Consider the following 15,895-nt stretch of genomic DNA (forward strand, 5'->3'; position numbering starts at 1 on the left):
GCCGCGCCGCCTGTCGTCGACGCCGCCCGAGCGTCGCCGCCGGTAGTCACGAACCTCGCGCCAGCGGTTTCTAGACGATTCGGAGATATCACCATGCGGTTGATCCTGTTGGGCGCACCCGGCGCGGGCAAGGGCACCCAGGCAAACTTCATCAAGGAGAAATTCGGCATTCCGCAGATTTCCACCGGCGACATGCTGCGCGCGGCCGTCAAGGCGGGCTCGCCGCTCGGCGTCGAGGCGAAACGCTACATGGACGCGGGCGAACTCGTGCCGGACTTGCTCATCATCAATCTGGTAAAGGAGCGGCTGCTGGAAAGCGACTGCGCCAACGGCTATCTGTTCGACGGCTTCCCGCGCACGATTCCGCAGGCGGAAGCCATGAAGAGCGCGGGCGTCGTGATCGACTACGTGCTCGAAATCGACGTGCCCTTCAACGAGATCATCACCCGCATGAGCGGGCGTCGCGTGCATGCGCCGTCGGGGCGCACGTATCACATCACGTTCAATCCGCCGAAGAACGACATGGTGGACGACGTGACCGGCGAGCCGCTGATCCAGCGCGAGGACGACAAGGAAGAGACCGTGCGCAAGCGTCTCGACGTGTACGAAGCGCAAACGAAGCCGCTCATCGCGTATTACAACGACTGGGCGAAGTCGGGCGCGACCGAAGACGGCCTGAAGGCGCCGCAATACCGGCGCATCTCGGGTTCCGGCAGTGTCGATGAAATCCGCGATCGCGTGTTCGCTGCGCTGAAGTAAGCAGCCGGTCACCCAAGAAACCCGCTCCGAACGAGCGGGTTTTTTTATGCGCGCTCGCGGCAACGCGTTGGCTACAATCGACGCGTCGCCCGCGAGGGCCACACTACAAGGAGAAGACACATGGAGATGAAAGACAACGTCGTGTTGATTACGGGCGGCGCGTCGGGTCTGGGCGCGGCGACCGCGCGCGTCGTCGCGGGCAATGGCGGCAAGCCCGTGATCGCCGACATGAACGAAGCCGCGGGCGAAGCGCTTGCGCGTGAGTTGTCCGGCGTGTTCGTGAAGTGCGACGTGAGCCGCGAAGAAGACGGACAACGCGCCGTCGATGCCGCGACGAAGCTCGGCACGCTGCGCGGCCTCGTGAACTGCGCGGGCATCGCGCCGGCATCGAAGACGGTCGGGCGCGACGGCCCGCACCCGCTCGACCTTTTCAGCAAGGTCGTCGCGGTCAATCTGATCGGCACGTTCAACATGATCCGGCTCGCGGCCAACGTGATGTCGAAGAACGAGCCGAACGGCGCGGGCGAACGCGGCGTGATCGTGAATACGGCGTCGGTCGCGGCATTCGACGGGCAAATCGGGCAGGCGGCGTATGCGGCATCGAAAAGCGGCGTTGTAGGCATGACCCTGCCGATCGCACGCGATCTCGCGCGCAGCGGCATTCGCGTGATGACGATTGCGCCGGGCATCTTCGAAACGCCGATGCTGCTCGGCATGCCGCCCGACGTGCAGACGGCGCTCGGAGCGATGGTGCCGTTCCCTTCCCGCTTCGGCAAGCCGGACGAATTCGCGATGCTGGTCAAGCAGATCTTCGACAACCCGATGCTCAACGGCGAAGTGATCCGCCTCGACGGCGCGATCCGCATGCAGCCGAAATAAGCCAAAACGGCGGATGAGTCCGCCGTTTTGCGCTTGAATCTCAGTCTCCGTTTTCTTGCGTGCGCAGCCTCAAGTCGTGTAGCTCTGACTCGACGACCGTCGCATCCACCGCGTCGGGGCGGTCTTCCAGATAACGCTGAAGGTCTTCGAGCGCGGGCCGCAAGTAATCCAGCCGCGCGTACGCGAAGCCGCGGTCGCGCACTTCCTCGATGCTGTCCGGCAGCGCGATCACCAGACGCTGCTGCACGGCAAGCAGACGCTGCCAACGCTCCGTCTGAAGATAGATGCTCTTGAGGTTGCGCAGCATCCGCGCGACGATTTCGCGACGCGTCGCGGGCTGCAACAGCACGCGCAACGCGCTGCCGATCGATTCGCCGACGCGCTGCACATACGGCTCCAGCATTTCGACCATCTGCGCTTCGGAGAGCGACTGGCCGGTGGTCGGATCGAGCATGAGATCGCTGCCGGGCGTCGCGACGCGCAACAGGAAATGCCCCGGAAACGACACGCCCTGCACCGGCAAGCCAAGCTGCTCGGCCATTTCCAGATAGATGACGGCGAGCGAAATCGGGATGCCGCGCCGACGGCGCAGCACCGCGTTCAGATAGCTGTTGTCCGGGTCGTAGTAGTCATTCAGGTTGCTGGAGAAACCCAGCTCGCGGAAGAAATAGCGATTGAGCGCCTCGACGCGCTGTTTGACATCCGCGTCCTCGGGCATGCGACGACGCGCGCGCACCACCAGTTCGTCAAGTTCCGCGAGCACCGCCTGCATGTCGACGTCCGGATAGGCGTCCTGCGCGAGCGACAGCGCGGCCTCCGTGAGCGGAAGGCTCTCGTCGTCGGCCATGAGGGCCGAAAAATAGTCGAGGATACGCGTCGTCGTCATCAATGCGCTCGTCTCTTGAAGTAAGCGTATTTGAAGCCCATTGCGGAAAGCATACCGAAATACAGTCCCGCGAACACAACCAGGCTAGCTCCGAGCAGCATGATTCGTGCGAAGGGTGTCGCGCGCATGGCGATCCAGTCGAAATTGGCCGACACCCAGTGCATCGCGCCTGCGAGCACGAGACACGCGCCGATCAACTGCACGAAAAAGCGAGTCCAGCCCGCCGACGGCTGATAGATCCCGCGACGGCGCAGTCCGATGAAAAGCAGCAGCGCGTTGGCGAGCGCGCCGAGGCCGATGGAAAGCGTCAGCCCCGCGTGCGAGAAAATCGGCACGAAGATGTAGTTGCTCACCTGCGTCATGATCAGCACGCCGACGGCGATCTTCACCGGCGTCTTGATGTCCTGCTTCGCGTAGAAACCAGGCGCGAGAATCTTGATGAGAATCAGCCCGACAAGGCCGATGCCGTACGCCGACAGCGCGCGGCCGACCATCACGACCGAATGACCGTCGAACTTGCCGTAGTGAAAAAGCGTCGCGGTGAGCGGCTCGGCGAAGAAGAAAAGCGCGACCGCGCTCGGCGCGGCCAGCAGGAACGTGATGCGCAATCCCCAGTCGAGGAGCGCGGAATATTCGTCGGCGTTGGCGTCGACGTGCGCTTTCGACAGGCTCGGCAGCAGGATCGTGCCGAGCGCCGCGCCGAGCAGCGCGGTCGGGAATTCCATCAGCCGGTCGGCGTAGTTGATCCACGACACCGCGCCCTGCCCGATATTCGACGCGATATTCGTGTTGATGATGAGGCTCAGTTGCCCGACCGACACCGCGAACGTCGCGGGCACCATCTTCGCGAGCACGCGCTTGACGCCCGGATGCGCGAGCGCGCGCCGGAAGTTCAGGCCGACAGCCGGCATCATGTCGATCTTCTTCAAGCCGGGCAGTTGCACGAGGAATTGCAGCAGACCGCCCGCGATCACCGCGTAGGCGAGCGCGTACACCGGCACTTTCATGTGCGGCGCGACGAACACCGCCGCGAAGATGAACGCCACGTTCAGCAGCACCGGCGCGAACGCGGGCAGCGAGAACTGCTTGTACGTGTTGAGCACGCCCGAGGCGAGCGTCGTCATCGAAATGAAGATGATGTACGGGAACATGATCCGCGTCATCTCCACGGCGAGGCCGTACGCCGCGCCGTCGTGCCTGAGCCCCGACGCGACCGCGAACACGACCCAGCCCGCGCCCGCCATGCCGGCGAGCGACAGCACGACGAGGCCCCAGCTCAGCACGGTCGACATGGCATCCACGAGCGCCTTGGTCGGATCGTGACCCTTGCTGTTCTTGAACTCGGCGAGGATGGGCACGAACGCCTGGGCGAACGCGCCTTCCGCGGACAAACGCCGCAGCAGGTTCGGAATGCGGAACGCGACGTAAAACGCGTCGGTGTAGAGACTGGCGCCGAAGGCTCGGGCGATCAGCGTTTCGCGGATCAGGCCGGTCACGCGCGACAGCAGCGTGAAGCCGCTGACCGTCAGGAGGGCTCGGAATAGATTCATGGGGCGCTTATTATACGGGCCGAGGGTGACGCGCTCCGGTCACGCTGGCGCGCAACGCCGCGAGAATGACGGATTGCACCAAATTCGTGGCGGCGCGGGCACGGCCTGCCGCCGACGCCGTCGCGCTTGTCATTTCTCGTCTTCGCTTGCTATAATCGCGGGTTTCGACGGCCGGTTCTGGCGAAATTGCGCCCGAAACGGAAATCCGGCGGAAGTCAGACTTGAAGCGCCGGCGTGCTTTTCGCGACTTCCGGCTCTGTCGGCAGTGTTCCAAAGGCGTCCAGCTTGGGCGTCTCAGGTTTCCGGGCGAATGGCTTAACCGTTCAATCGCTTCCCGGAATTTCAGATCAAAGGCAGCGCGCGTCGATCACCGCTTCCGACCCGCCGGGTCAGAAGGTGAAGCCCGCTCCGACAAGTAACAGCAGAAACAGGATAAGGAACCGTCATGGCAAATACCGCACAAGCTCGCAAGCGCGCCCGTCAGGCCGCCAAGGCCAACTCGCACAACTCGGCGCTGCGCTCGAAGTTCCGCACGGCCATCAAGGCAGTTCGCAAGGCTATCGAAGCCGGCGATCAGGCCAAGGCCGCCGAAGTGTTCAAGTCGTCGGTCAAGACGATGGACATCATCGCGGACAAGAAGATCATCCACAAGAACAAGGCCGCTCGTCACAAGAGCCGCCTGGCTGCAGCCATCAAGGGTCTGCAGGCTCCCGCAGCCCAGTAATTCCGGCTCGTTTTCGGCGGGCGCCGCGGTTTTCAAAAATCGCGCGCTCGCCGGAACGGCTTCCTGTTTCCGCTGCGCTGTAACGAAAAAGCCCGCTTGCGCGGGCTTTTTTGCGTCCTGCTGCCGACGTGCGGCTTTTCAGTCTAGCGACGCTGCTGCGTCTGCGTGCCGTGATGCGGCGGCAGTTCGCACGCCTCGGTCACCACGAGATCGTTGTCCTTCGCGAAGTTCAGCACGAAGTCGAAGGCCATCGGCTCGATGTCGCGCAGGCGCGAATCGACGATCACGACCTTGATGTCGCCGATCATGGTCGGGCGCACGTAGATGGAATATTGCAGGCGCGCGTTCGGCCCTTTTGCTTTCGGCCCGAAGCCCGACATGACACCGCACAGGCGCTCCGACCAGTCGCTCGGCCGAAACTTCCTCCCGCTCTTGGTGATGCCTTGTATGAAGTACTCGGTAGGGGATGATTCAGCCATGTAGCAATACCTTTTGTCGGCCGGTGGCGGCACCGGCGAATGCACACGCTTGACGCGGCGACGGCGCCGGCCGGCACGAGCGCCGGGCGGCGCTTGGCCAGCGGTCCGAAGAGGACCGCCCGCGCCCGCGACTGGATGGCGGACTCGGCAGCACGAAGAGATCGCAAGCGCAAAAGAACACCGAGCGGACTCTTGCGAGCCAACGCCGACCATGCGCGTGAAACGGTGCTGAGCGTTACTGAGTGTTGCAGAGTTGTTGAAACAAGCGCCGGCAATTATACCGCAGCCCCCCTGTTTCCGCAGCGCACACAGGCTCGCGCGCCTGTCTATCGGCCTTTCCGCCGCCTCGTCAAACCTCGCAAAATCCTTTATGCTCGAACGCCAACCCACTCCCGATGGCGGCGCCGTCCGGTCGAGCGACGTCTTCCGGCAGTCGCGCACCCGGTTCGAAGCCGCTGCTTGCGTTTCATGACCGCCAAGAAAATTCGCCACTATCTTCAGTTCAAGGATTTTTCGCTCGACGATTACGAGTACGTGCTGGAGCGCGCCCGCATTCTGAAGCGCAAGTTCAAGAACTATGAGACGTACCATCCGCTGCACGACCGCACGCTCGCGATGATCTTCGAGAAGAACTCGACGCGCACGCGCCTTTCGTTCGAGGCGGGCATCTTCCAGTTGGGCGGTCACGCGGTGTTCATGAGCACGCGGGACACGCAGCTCGGGCGCGGCGAGCCGATCGAGGATGCGGCACAGGTCATTTCGCGCATGGTGGACATCATCATGATCCGCACGTTCGGGCAGGACATCATCCAGCGGTTCGCGGAGAATTCGCGCGTGCCGGTCATCAACGGGCTGACCAACGAATACCATCCGTGCCAGGTGCTGGCGGACATCTTCACGTATTACGAGCATCGCGGGCCGATTCACGGCAAGACTGTCGCGTGGGTCGGCGACGCCAACAACATGCTGTACACGTGGATCGAAGCCGCGCAGATTCTCGGCTTCAAGCTGCGTCTGTCCACGCCGGAAGGCTACAAGCTGGATCGCGCGCTGGTGGCGCCTGAGAGCGCGCCGTTCTACGAGGAATTTGCCGATCCGAACGAAGCCTGCGTGGGCGCTGATCTCGTCACCACGGACGTGTGGACGAGCATGGGTTTCGAAGCAGAGAACGAGGCGCGCAAGAAGGCGTTCGCGGACTATTGCGTCGATGCCGACATGATGGCGCGCGCCAACGCCGATGCCCTCTTCATGCATTGCCTGCCGGCGCATCGCGGCGAGGAAGTGAGCGCGGAAGTGATCGACGGGCCGCAGAGCGTCGTGTGGGACGAGGCGGAAAACCGCCTGCACGTGCAGAAGGCGCTGATGGAATATCTGCTGCTCGGCAAGCTGAACCACTGACGCGGGCTTCTTCGCATCAACGCGCCGCCGGATTCCAGCGTTCGACGGCGCTTGTCATTTGGACGACGACCGGCTCCTTTCTTCAAATCGACGCCGAGCGCGCGCGCCGATTCTCCCGAGTCGGTCGTACGAGTTGCAAAACCTGCTGGTCACAAAAACGCCGCCCGATGCTCAATCCGGCGGCGTTCGTTTCTTCAGACGACGACCGGCTCCATCTCCAGATCGACGCCGAAGCGCGCGAGCACATCGCTTTTGATCGCTTCCGCGAGTTGGAGCACTTGCGCGCCGGTCGCGCCGCCGCGATTCACGAGCACGAGAGCTTGCCGCTCGTGCACCGCCGCCCCGCCGATGCCGCGCCCCTTCCACCCGCACTGGTCGATCAGCCAGCCCGCCGCGAGCTTCACGCTGCCATCCGGCTGCGCGTACGAAACGACGCCCGGTTCCCGCGCGCGCAACGCTTTGAACGCTTCGGCGCTGACAACTGGATTCTTGAAGAAACTGCCCGCGTTGCCGAGCACCGTCCAGTCCGGCAACTTCGCGCGACGCACGGCGATCACGGCGTCGAAGATGGCTTGCGCATTGCATGCCGACGCGCCTTCCAGCGCGCGCGCGACGTCCGCGTATTCGGCGCGCGGCGTCCACGCTTTCGGCAGCCGGAATACCACTGACGTGATCAGAAACTGCCCGCGCCCCGCGCGCTTGAAGAAGCTGTCCCGGTAGCCGAACGCACACGCATCGCGGTCGAATTCGGCTCGCGCGCCCGTCGCTAGCTCGACGGCATGAAGCCGCTCGAAGCGTTCGCCCATTTCGAGGCCGTATGCGCCGATGTTCTGGATCGGCGCGGCGCCCACGGTGCCGGGAATCAGCGCCAGGTTTTCGAGGCCCGGCATGCCCTGTGCAAGCGTCCACGCAACAAAGTCGTGCCAGTTCTCGCCCGCGCCGGCTTCGACCAGATACGCGTCGTCGTCCTCGCCGATCACGCGCTTGCCCATGATGCCGACGACGAGCGCGACGCCCTCGAAGTCGCGCGTCAGCACGACGTTGCTGCCGCCACCGAGCACGAGGCGAGGCATGTTAGCGATCCGCGCGTCGGCGGCGAGCGCAGCGGCGGCTTCGACGCTATCGATCTTCATCGCGTGACGCGCGCGGACATCGAAGCCGAAGGTGTTGTGCGGACGCAGCGAGTAATCCGCGAGGAGTGCGGGCGCGGGAAAGAAGGCGTCGGACATGAGGAACCGCGTGGCGAATGCTGGAATGGAAGCGGCCTTGGGGAAAACCAAAGCGCGTCGGTAGAATGACGTCAGGTCCGTGATTATAGCGAGTGCGCGTGCCGCGCCCGCCCTCGCCTAACGAAGAAGGGGAAGACAGATGCCATCGTTTGACGTCGTCAGCGAAGCAAACATGATCGAAGTGAAGAACGCGATCGAGCAGTCCAACAAGGAGATCTCGACGCGCTTCGACTTCAAGGGTTCGGATTCACGCGTCGAGCAGAAAGAGCGGGAACTCACGCTCTACGCCGACGACGACTTCAAGCTCGGCCAGGTGAAGGACGTGCTGCTGTCGAAGCTCGCGAAGCGCGGCGTCGACGTGCGCTTTCTCGACTACGGCAAGCAGGAAAAGATCGGCGGCGACAAACTGAAGCAGGTGGTCACCATCAAGAAAGGCGTGTCGGGCGATCTGGCGAAAAAGGTCGTGAAGATCGTGAAGGACAGCAAGATCAAGGTGCAGGCGAGCATTCAGGGCGATGCCGTGCGCGTGCAAGGCGCGAAGCGCGACGATTTGCAGAGCACCATCGCGCTCTTGAAGAAAGAAGTGACGGATACGCCGCTCGACTTCAACAACTTCCGCGACTGATTTTCGCGAGCCCGAAGCGAAAAAGCCGTCCCGCGCAATGCCGGAACGGCTTTTTTGTTGCTTACTGCACTGCCTTTTTCTTGTCGCCAATGCGGCTTTCCTTGCCCGCCAGCAGCTTCGAAATATTCGCGCGATGCCGCCAGATCAAGAGCGCGCTCATGGCAAGCACGGCAAGCGAGATGCGGCTCGGCCCGAACAGAAACACCTGGAAGAACGGCGCGAACACGGCAGCGACGAGCGCCGCGAGCGACGAATAGCGGAAGAAGAACGCGATGATGAGCCACGTCAGGAGCGTCGCGAGCCCGAGCACCGGATGAATGGCGAGCAGCACGCCCGCGGCCGTCGCAACGCCCTTGCCGCCCTGAAACTTGAAGAAGATCGGGTATAGATGCCCGAGGAATACGGCGATGGCCGACAGCGCGATACAGGTTGCGAGCCCCGTTGCATCGAGCCCGAAGCGCGCGCTGAAGTGCGTGACGAGCCATACCGGAAGCCAGCCCTTGAAGGCGTCGCCGATCAGCGTGAGGATGGCCGCGCGCTTGTTTCCGGTGCGCAGCACGTTGGTCGCGCCGGGATTGCCCGAGCCGTAGGAGCGCGGGTCGTCGAGTCCCATCGCCGCGCTGACGACGACGGCAAAGGAAATCGAGCCGATCAGATAGGACACGACGGCGACGATCAGATCAATCATGTGTTCTCTTTAAGCGTAGCGAGTCTGGGCCAAAGCGCGGTCAGCATTCTAATCGACGCTCGCGCACTGCACGGGCTTGGCACCGAGTAGTTCGGTCAGCACGGCGGGATTCAGGCTTACCAGATAGCCGCGCCGGCCGCCGTTCAGATAGATGGTGTCCAGCTCCAGAATGCTCGATTCGACGTACACCGGCATCGCCTTCTTCGTGCCGAACGGGGACGTGCCGCCGACGAGATAGCCGGAGTGCCGGTTCGCCACCTCCGGCTTGCACGGTTCGATGCGCTTCGCGCCGGTCTGCCGCGCGAGATTCTTGGTGGACACGGTGCGGTCGCCGTGCATCAGCACGATCAGCGGCTTCGCGTGCTCGTCTTCCATCACGAGCGTCTTGACCACGCGATGCTCGTCCACGCCAAGCTGCCGCGCCGATTCCTCGGTGCCGCCATGCTCGACGTAATCGTACGGATGCTCGCCGAACGCCACCTTGTGACGGCGCAGGAATTGCGTCGCAGGCGTCTCGGAGACGTGTTTGATTTTCGACATGGACGCATTGTAGCGGCGCGGAATGCCGCTCACCATCGGCCATTCGGCCTAGTGGTGCAGCGCCTCCCGATGTCGTACGATCGTTCGACTCACGACAGGACCTTGCCATGATCCGCGACGCCGAAACTCAAACGCTGCTGGAAGACACTATTCGCCGCTTCGTGCGCGAGAGGCTCGTGCCGCGCGAGGCCGAAGTCGACGAAACCGACGCCATTCCCGCCGACCTGATTGCTGCCATGCGCGAGATCGGCATGTTCGGCCTCACCATTCCGGAAGCATACGGCGGCCTCGGCCTCACCATGGAAGAGGAAGTGCGTATCGCGTTCGAGCTCGGGCAGACGTCGCCGGCATTTCGTTCGGTGATCGGCACGAACAACGGCATCGGGTCGATCGGCATTCTGCTCGACGGCACCGAGGATCAAAAAGCGCACTATCTGCCGAAGCTCGCGGCGGGCGAGCTGATCGGCTCGTTCTGCCTCACGGAGCCGGATTCGGGCTCGGACGCCGCGTCGCTCAAAACCACGGCCCAGCGCGACGGCGACGCGTACGTGCTCAACGGCACCAAGCGCTACATCACGAACGCGCCGGAAGCGGGCATCTACACCGTCATGGCCCGCACCAGCGACGCAAAGGGCGCGAGCGGCATTTCTGCGTTCATCGTCGAGCGCGATACGCCGGGGCTGTCGCTCGGCAAGCCGGACCGCAAGATGGGCCAGCGCGGCGCGCATACCAGCGACGTGATCTTCGAGAACTGCCGCGTGAACGCCGGTCAACTGATCGGCGGCGTGGAAGGCGTCGGCTTCAAGACGGCCATGAAAACGCTCGACAAAGGCCGCATTCACATCGCGGCGGTCGCGGTCGGCGCGGCGAAGCGCATGTTGCGCGACGCCCTCGCCTACGCGATGGAACGTCGTCAGTTCGGCCAGCCGATCGCGGAATTCCAGCTCGTACAGGGCATGCTCGCCGATAGCAAAGCCGAACTGTACGCCGCCGAATGCATGGTGCTCGACGCCGCGCGCCGTCGCGACGAGGGCCGCGACGTGTCCATCGAAGCGTCGTGCGCGAAGTATTTCGCCACCGAGATGTGCGGGCGGGTCGCGGACCGCGCGGTGCAGGTCCACGGCGGCGCGGGCTATATCGCGGAGTACGGCATCGAGCGGTTCTATCGCGATGTGCGGCTCTTCCGGCTCTACGAGGGCACGTCGCAGATTCAGCAGGTCATCATCGCGCGCGGACTCATGCGCGGCGCGGACATCTAGCCGCGCGGATGGTGCTCGCGGTGCAGCTTCTGCAGGCGTTCACGTGCGACGTGCGTATAGATTTGCGTCGTCGAAATGTCCGAGTGCCCGAGCAGCAGTTGCACCACGCGCAAGTCCGCGCCGTGATTGAGCAGATGCGTCGCAAACGCGTGACGCAGCGTGTGCGGCGAAAGCGGCGCGTGCACGCCGCCGTTCAGCGCATGACGCTTGATGATGTTCCAGAACTGCTGGCGCGTCATGCCTTCGCCGCGCGCCGTGACGAAGAGCGCATCGGCGGCGCGCGGGCCGAGCAGCGCCGGGCGCGAGTCGCGCAGATAGCGCATCAGCCAATCATGCGCCGCTTCGCCGAACGGCACGAGGCGCTCCTTCGAGCCCTTGCCCATCACGCGCACCACGCCTTCATTCAGGCCGACTTCGACGGTTTTCAGCGTGACGAGTTCGGTCACGCGCAGGCCGCTCGCGTACATCAGTTCGAGCATGGTGCGGTCGCGCAGGCCGAGCGGCGTCTCGATATCGGGCGCGTGCAGCAGGGCTTCGACTTGCGATTCGTTGAGCGTCGAAGGAAAACGCGGCGGCTGCTTCGCCGAACGCAGCTTGAGCGTCGGGTCGGCGCTCGCTCGATGTTCGCGCATCGCCCACGCGTAATAGCGGCGAAAGACCGACAGACGCCGGTTCGCGGAGGTCGCCTTGTCGCCGCGGCGCGCGGCCATGTAGCCGTTCATGTCCGCTTCGGTGGCCGTGTCGATGGACGCGCCGCGCGTCTTCGCGAGCCATTCGGCGAAGAGCCGCAAGTCGCGCCGGTAGGCATCGAGCGAATTCTTGGCGAGCCCGTGTTCGAGCCACAACGCATCGCAGAACAGGTCGATGGCGTCGCTGCTCGCGGTCAGCTCGGGCGTGTCGAGTGCCTCAGTGGTTGCGCTCGTCATGCGATGGATACACCTTCATGCGCCAAGAGCCAGCGCTTCACGTCACGGAAAAAGCCATCGCCCGGATGATGCGCGAATCCGCCGATTCCGCCCGCCGCGACGACCCGGTGGCACGGTATCACGATCGGCAGCGGGTTGGAGCCGCACGCCTGCCCGACCGCGCGCGGCAAGCTGGCAATTTCACGCGCGAGTTGTCCGTAAGTCCAGACTTGCCCCGCCGCGATTTCGCTGATGCCGCGCCACACGCGCTGTTGGAACGCGGTGCCGCCGGGAGCGAGTGGCAGATCGAAGCGCATCGACGGCGTCTCGAAGTAGCGGCGAATCTGATAGGCGGCTTCCTGCACGAGCGGCGCATGGGCTTCGATGCTCTCGACATGCGCCGGCAGATAGACGATCTCGCGCACCGCCTGATTCTCCGCGCGGATGCCCACTTTGCCGAACGGCGCGTCGATGACCGCGTCGAACTGGCGCGTCGGCCGTGCGGTCGAGTCCATCGCGCGAAAACCGACTTCAGACAGCATGCTCTTCATGCGTTTCTCCTTGCTTCAGCGCCCAGCCGACATGCTCGCGCACGATCGCGGACGGATCGTCCGCGCGCCCTCGCAATGCTTCGATGACCGCCGCGCGTTGCTCGCCTTCCAACGGCGAGCGCAACGCATTGCCCATGCCGACGGCGATATTGCGCAGCCATCGCTCGTAGCCGATTCGGCGAATCGCGCTGCCCTGCATCCGCGTGTCGAACTCGTCGGCGGTCCACGAGAACAGTTCGACGAGCGTCGCGCGATCCAGCCCGTGACGCACGTCGAAATCCGCGACCGGCGCGGCCTGCGCGAACTTGTTCCACGGACACGCAAGCTGGCAGTCGTCGCAACCGTAGACGCGATTGCCGATCAGCGGGCGCATCTCCTCTGGAATGCTGCCATGCAATTCGATGGTCAGATACGAGATGCAGCGCCGCGCATCGACGCGATACGGCGCGACGATCGCGCCCGTCGGACACGCGCCGACGCAGCGCGTGCACTGGCCGCAATGCGCGCCGTCGTGCTCGGTTTCCGGGTCGACAGGCAACGGCAGATCGACATAAACCTCACCGAGGAAGAAGAGCGATCCGGCATCGCGGTCGAGCAGCAGCGTGTGCTTGCCGCGCCAGCCGTTGCCCGCCTTCTGCGCGAGCGCCACTTCGAGCACGGGCGCAGAGTCCGTGAACGCGCGGTGCCCGAACTGCCCGATCTCGCTTTCGATTCGCTCGGCGAGTTGCTGCAAGCGGTTGCGCATGACCTTGTGATAGTCGCGGCCACGCGCGTAGATGGACACCACGGCCTGCGAAGGATCGGCGAGCCGCTTCCATTCGACCGCGCGCCAGTCGTTCTTCTGACCATCGGCTGTCGCGACACTTTCATCGCCCGTTTGCGCGAGCGTCGCAGCGGGAAGATAAGCCATGCGCGCCGTGATGACCCGTCGCGTGCCGGCCACAAGCTCGGCCGGCCTTGCGCGTTTCATCCCATGTTTGGCCATATAATCCATTTCGCCGTGATAGCCTGCTTCGAGCCAATTGGCGAGGCCTTCCTCGGCATCCGTCAGGTCGATATCGCTGATACCGACCGCACCGAATCCCAACTCGCGCCCCCACGCCCTGATGCGCTGCGCGAGCTCCGCCAGCGCAGCCTCGTCGTTTTCTAACGAATGCAAGGCGCGCGACTCGACGGCGGCGGCGCTCGTCGCTGTCGTGATTTCAGTGACTTCAGTGGAGTGGTCCGGCAGACGGTTCATCACTCTATTTTACGAGCAATGCCCGAGAACCCCGCACCATCGACGCCCGATCTGCCCGCCGCGCTCATCGAACGCCGCTTCGAGTTGCGCGATGAAGCCGCGACGCTCGCATTCGGCGGACGTTTCGCGCAGGCGATCATCGATACGCGCGAAGACACGCGCGACCCGGCCTCGTCCGAACCATTCCACGGCTTGCAGGTCCAGTTGATCGGTGATCTCGGCGCGGGCAAAACAACGCTCGTGCGCGCGACGCTGCGCGCACTCGGTCATGCTGGCCGCGTGAAGAGTCCGACTTACACGCTCGTCGAGCCCTATTCGCTCGATGCGCCCGGCGGCCCGCTCGATGTCTATCACTTCGATCTGTACCGCTTCGCCGATCCGGCCGAATGGGCCGATGCCGGCTTTCGCGAATATTTCGACCGGGGCGCGGTGTGTCTCGTCGAATGGCCGCAGCAAGCGGGCGGCTTGCTCGGCGTGCCGGACCTCGTGTTCGCGCTGACGCTTTCTCACGCCAGCACACCAACGACGCAGACGAACGAAGAAGAAGGCCGCGTGCTGACCGCGCGGGCGTTTAGCGAAACAGGAAAGACATGTCTCGAAAGATGCTGATCAAGCCGTTCCACTCGATCGAATCGAGCGCGAGCGCGCCGCACAACTGGCGCAGGCGTCAGGTGCTGCGCGCGGGCGCTTCGACGCTGGTGCTCGCGCTCGTCGGCCCGAAGCTCGCGCACGCGAGCTCCGTGCTCGGCGTGCGCGTGTGGCCGGCGCGCGACTACACGCGCGTGACAATCGAATCCGACCAGCCGCTCACGAACAGCAATCAACTGCTTCAGGGACCGGACCGGCTCGTCGTCGATCTGAACGGCATCGATCTGGATCAGGCGCTGCGAGACCTCGTCTCGAAGATCACGCCGAACGATCCGCAGATTCAGGCGGTGCGCGTCGGCCAGTATCAGCCGCATGTAGTGCGCATGGTGTTCGACCTCAAGGGCTCGGTGAAGCCGCAGGTCTTCACGCTCGGGCCGATCGGCAGCTACAAGTATCGGCTCGTGTTCGATCTGTATCCGGCCGTCGCGCCCGATCCGCTGATGGAACTGCTGGCGCAGACCGAGCACAAGCAGGAAGCGTTCGATCGCGCGAATCCGAATCCGTCCGCGCCGCCGCCCGCCACGCTCTCGGGCCCGGCCACGGCGCAGAAACCGCTCGCGCACGACTCCACGGACGAGTTCTTTCAAAAATACGCGGGCAACGATCTTCCGGACGACGCGGCGAAAGCACCGCCAGCAGTCAAACCGCGCGTGCCGCCCGTCGCCGTGCCGCCCGTCATCGCGAAGAAGAACGACGACGATGACGACGGCCGCTACGCGTTCTCCGCGCCCAAGCAGGACCGCGCCGCCACGACGCGCCTCCTGACCGTGGCAATCGATCCCGGTCACGGCGGCGAAGACCCCGGCGCGATCGGCGGCGCGGGCACGTACGAGAAGCACATCGCGCTCGACATCGCGAAGAAGCTGCGCGCGAAGATCGACGCCCAGCCGAACATGCGCGCCATGATGACGCGCGACGCCGACTTCTTCGTGCCGCTCAACGTGCGCGTGCAGAAGGCGCAGCGCGTCGGCGCAGACCTGTTCGTGTCGATTCACGCTGACGCGTTCACCACGCCCGATGCGCGCGGCTCGTCGGTGTTCGCGCTGTCGGAGCACGGTGCGTCGAGCGCGGCGGCGCGCTGGATGGCCAACAAGGAGAACTCGTCGGATCAGGTCGGCGGCATCAACGTGAAGACGCAGGACGCGAGCGTGAACCGCGCGCTGTTCGACATGTCGACCACTGCGCAAATTCGCGATTCGATGCGCTACGGCAGCTTCGTGCTGAACGAGATCGGCGGCATCAACAAGCTGCACAAGGGATCGGTCGAGCAGGCGGGCTTCGCCGTGCTGAAGGCGCCGGATATTCCGTCGATCCTCGTGGAAACCGCGTTCATCAGCAATCCGGACGAAGAAGCGCGCCTGAACGACGACGCCTATCGCGACAAGATGGCCAACGCGATTCTGAAAGGCATTAGGCGGTACTTCGCGGCGAATCCCCCGCTCGCGAAGAGCCGCATGACGTAAACGGCGCGCACGGTTCGGGCGCGCTGCAACGGCGCGCGCAGAGCTTCAGCTTTTCGCAGGACGGCGCGCACG

17 protein-coding genes are annotated in these 15,895 nt (G+C 64.2%); 8 read left to right on the top strand and 9 right to left on the bottom strand.

The genetic code is table 11. From position 1 onward, the window contains the following. Positions 1–93: 93 nt before the first annotated feature. Positions 94–759, top strand: a complete 666-nt coding sequence (adk, locus tag NCR37_RS10505; RefSeq protein ID WP_250472940.1) for an adenylate kinase — start codon at positions 94–96, stop codon at positions 757–759. Between the two features lie 120 nt (positions 760–879). After that, positions 880–1,638: a 3-hydroxyacyl-CoA dehydrogenase gene (locus NCR37_RS10510; RefSeq protein ID WP_250472941.1), complete on the top strand. Its 759-nt coding sequence runs from the start codon at positions 880–882 to the stop codon at positions 1,636–1,638. Between the two features lie 40 nt (positions 1,639–1,678). Here the strand turns inward: NCR37_RS10510 and NCR37_RS10515 are convergent, their stop codons facing one another. Further along, entirely contained in the window at positions 1,679–2,524 is an 846-nt protein-coding gene (locus NCR37_RS10515) for a SirB1 family protein (RefSeq protein WP_175944856.1), read from the bottom strand. After that, positions 2,524–4,074: a murein biosynthesis integral membrane protein MurJ gene (gene murJ, locus NCR37_RS10520; protein ID WP_250472942.1), complete on the bottom strand. Its 1,551-nt coding sequence runs from the start codon at positions 4,072–4,074 to the stop codon at positions 2,524–2,526. Before murJ ends, NCR37_RS10515 begins: the two co-directional genes overlap by 1 nt. 445 nt (positions 4,075–4,519) lie before the next feature. Between murJ and rpsT the strand changes: the two genes are divergently transcribed. Continuing rightward, a complete protein-coding gene (gene rpsT, locus NCR37_RS10525) occupies positions 4,520–4,798 on the top strand; it encodes a 30S ribosomal protein S20 (protein ID WP_159836876.1) in 279 nt (92 codons plus the stop codon). Positions 4,799–4,941: 143 nt separating this feature from the next. On the opposite strand, the gene NCR37_RS10530 is transcribed toward rpsT, so the two are convergent. Then, entirely contained in the window at positions 4,942–5,277 is a 336-nt protein-coding gene (locus NCR37_RS10530) for a DUF3579 domain-containing protein (RefSeq protein ID WP_175944861.1), read from the bottom strand. 468 nt (positions 5,278–5,745) lie between these two features. Here NCR37_RS10530 and argF point away from each other — a divergent pair, with 468 nt between their 5' ends. Then, positions 5,746–6,675 carry an ornithine carbamoyltransferase gene (gene argF / locus NCR37_RS10535; RefSeq protein ID WP_250472943.1) on the top strand — a complete coding sequence of 310 codons (930 nt, stop codon included), beginning with the start codon at positions 5,746–5,748 and terminating at the stop codon, positions 6,673–6,675. Between the two features lie 194 nt (positions 6,676–6,869). On the opposite strand, the gene murB is transcribed toward argF, so the two are convergent. Then, on the bottom strand, positions 6,870–7,904 hold the full coding sequence (gene murB / locus NCR37_RS10540; protein WP_250472944.1) for a UDP-N-acetylmuramate dehydrogenase: 1,035 nt from the start codon (positions 7,902–7,904) through the stop codon (positions 6,870–6,872). A 139-nt stretch (positions 7,905–8,043) separates the two neighbouring features. On the opposite strand from murB, the gene NCR37_RS10545 reads away from it, so the two are divergent. Then, positions 8,044–8,529, top strand: a complete 486-nt coding sequence (locus tag NCR37_RS10545; protein ID WP_175944867.1) for a YajQ family cyclic di-GMP-binding protein — start codon at positions 8,044–8,046, stop codon at positions 8,527–8,529. A gap of 61 nt (positions 8,530–8,590) precedes the next feature. Here NCR37_RS10545 and plsY read toward each other — a convergent pair whose 3' ends face one another. Together plsY and ybaK are read right to left on the bottom strand one after the other, a co-directional pair. Then, positions 8,591–9,217: a glycerol-3-phosphate 1-O-acyltransferase PlsY gene (plsY, locus tag NCR37_RS10550; RefSeq protein ID WP_250472945.1), complete on the bottom strand. Its 627-nt coding sequence runs from the start codon at positions 9,215–9,217 to the stop codon at positions 8,591–8,593. Positions 9,218–9,265: 48 nt separating this feature from the next. After that, positions 9,266–9,757: a Cys-tRNA(Pro) deacylase gene (ybaK, locus tag NCR37_RS10555; protein WP_250472946.1), complete on the bottom strand. Its 492-nt coding sequence runs from the start codon at positions 9,755–9,757 to the stop codon at positions 9,266–9,268. Positions 9,758–9,864: 107 nt separating this feature from the next. On the opposite strand from ybaK, the gene NCR37_RS10560 reads away from it, so the two are divergent. Further along, positions 9,865–11,016 (top strand): acyl-CoA dehydrogenase family protein, encoded by a 1,152-nt coding sequence (locus NCR37_RS10560; protein WP_250472947.1) that lies wholly within the window; start codon positions 9,865–9,867, stop codon positions 11,014–11,016. Here NCR37_RS10560 and xerD read toward each other — a convergent pair. The 3 genes from xerD to queG are packed head-to-tail and all read right to left on the bottom strand — an operon-like array spanning position 11,013 to position 13,712. Further along, on the bottom strand, positions 11,013–11,942 hold the full coding sequence (xerD, locus tag NCR37_RS10565) for a site-specific tyrosine recombinase XerD (protein ID WP_250472948.1): 930 nt from the start codon (positions 11,940–11,942) through the stop codon (positions 11,013–11,015). The two genes, NCR37_RS10560 and xerD, sit on opposite strands and share 4 nt — an antisense overlap. Then, positions 11,939–12,463, bottom strand: coding sequence for a methylated-DNA--[protein]-cysteine S-methyltransferase (locus NCR37_RS10570; RefSeq protein ID WP_250473035.1), 525 nt, complete (start codon positions 12,461–12,463; stop codon positions 11,939–11,941). The genes xerD and NCR37_RS10570 overlap by 4 nt, the downstream gene beginning before the upstream one ends. Beyond that, positions 12,453–13,712, bottom strand: coding sequence for a tRNA epoxyqueuosine(34) reductase QueG (gene queG, locus NCR37_RS10575; RefSeq protein WP_250472949.1), 1,260 nt, complete (start codon positions 13,710–13,712; stop codon positions 12,453–12,455). Before queG ends, NCR37_RS10570 begins: the two co-directional genes overlap by 11 nt. 18 nt (positions 13,713–13,730) lie before the next feature. Between queG and tsaE the strand changes: the two genes are divergently transcribed. Then, positions 13,731–14,321, top strand: coding sequence for a tRNA (adenosine(37)-N6)-threonylcarbamoyltransferase complex ATPase subunit type 1 TsaE (tsaE, locus tag NCR37_RS10580; protein ID WP_250472950.1), 591 nt, complete (start codon positions 13,731–13,733; stop codon positions 14,319–14,321). Next, on the top strand, positions 14,303–15,823 hold the full coding sequence (locus NCR37_RS10585; protein ID WP_250472951.1) for an N-acetylmuramoyl-L-alanine amidase: 1,521 nt from the start codon (positions 14,303–14,305) through the stop codon (positions 15,821–15,823). The genes tsaE and NCR37_RS10585 overlap by 19 nt, the downstream gene beginning before the upstream one ends. Positions 15,824–15,895: the final 72 nt, after the last annotated feature.

Source organism: Caballeronia sp. GAFFF1 (assembly GCF_023630705.1).
GTDB lineage: Bacteria > Pseudomonadota > Gammaproteobacteria > Burkholderiales > Burkholderiaceae > Caballeronia.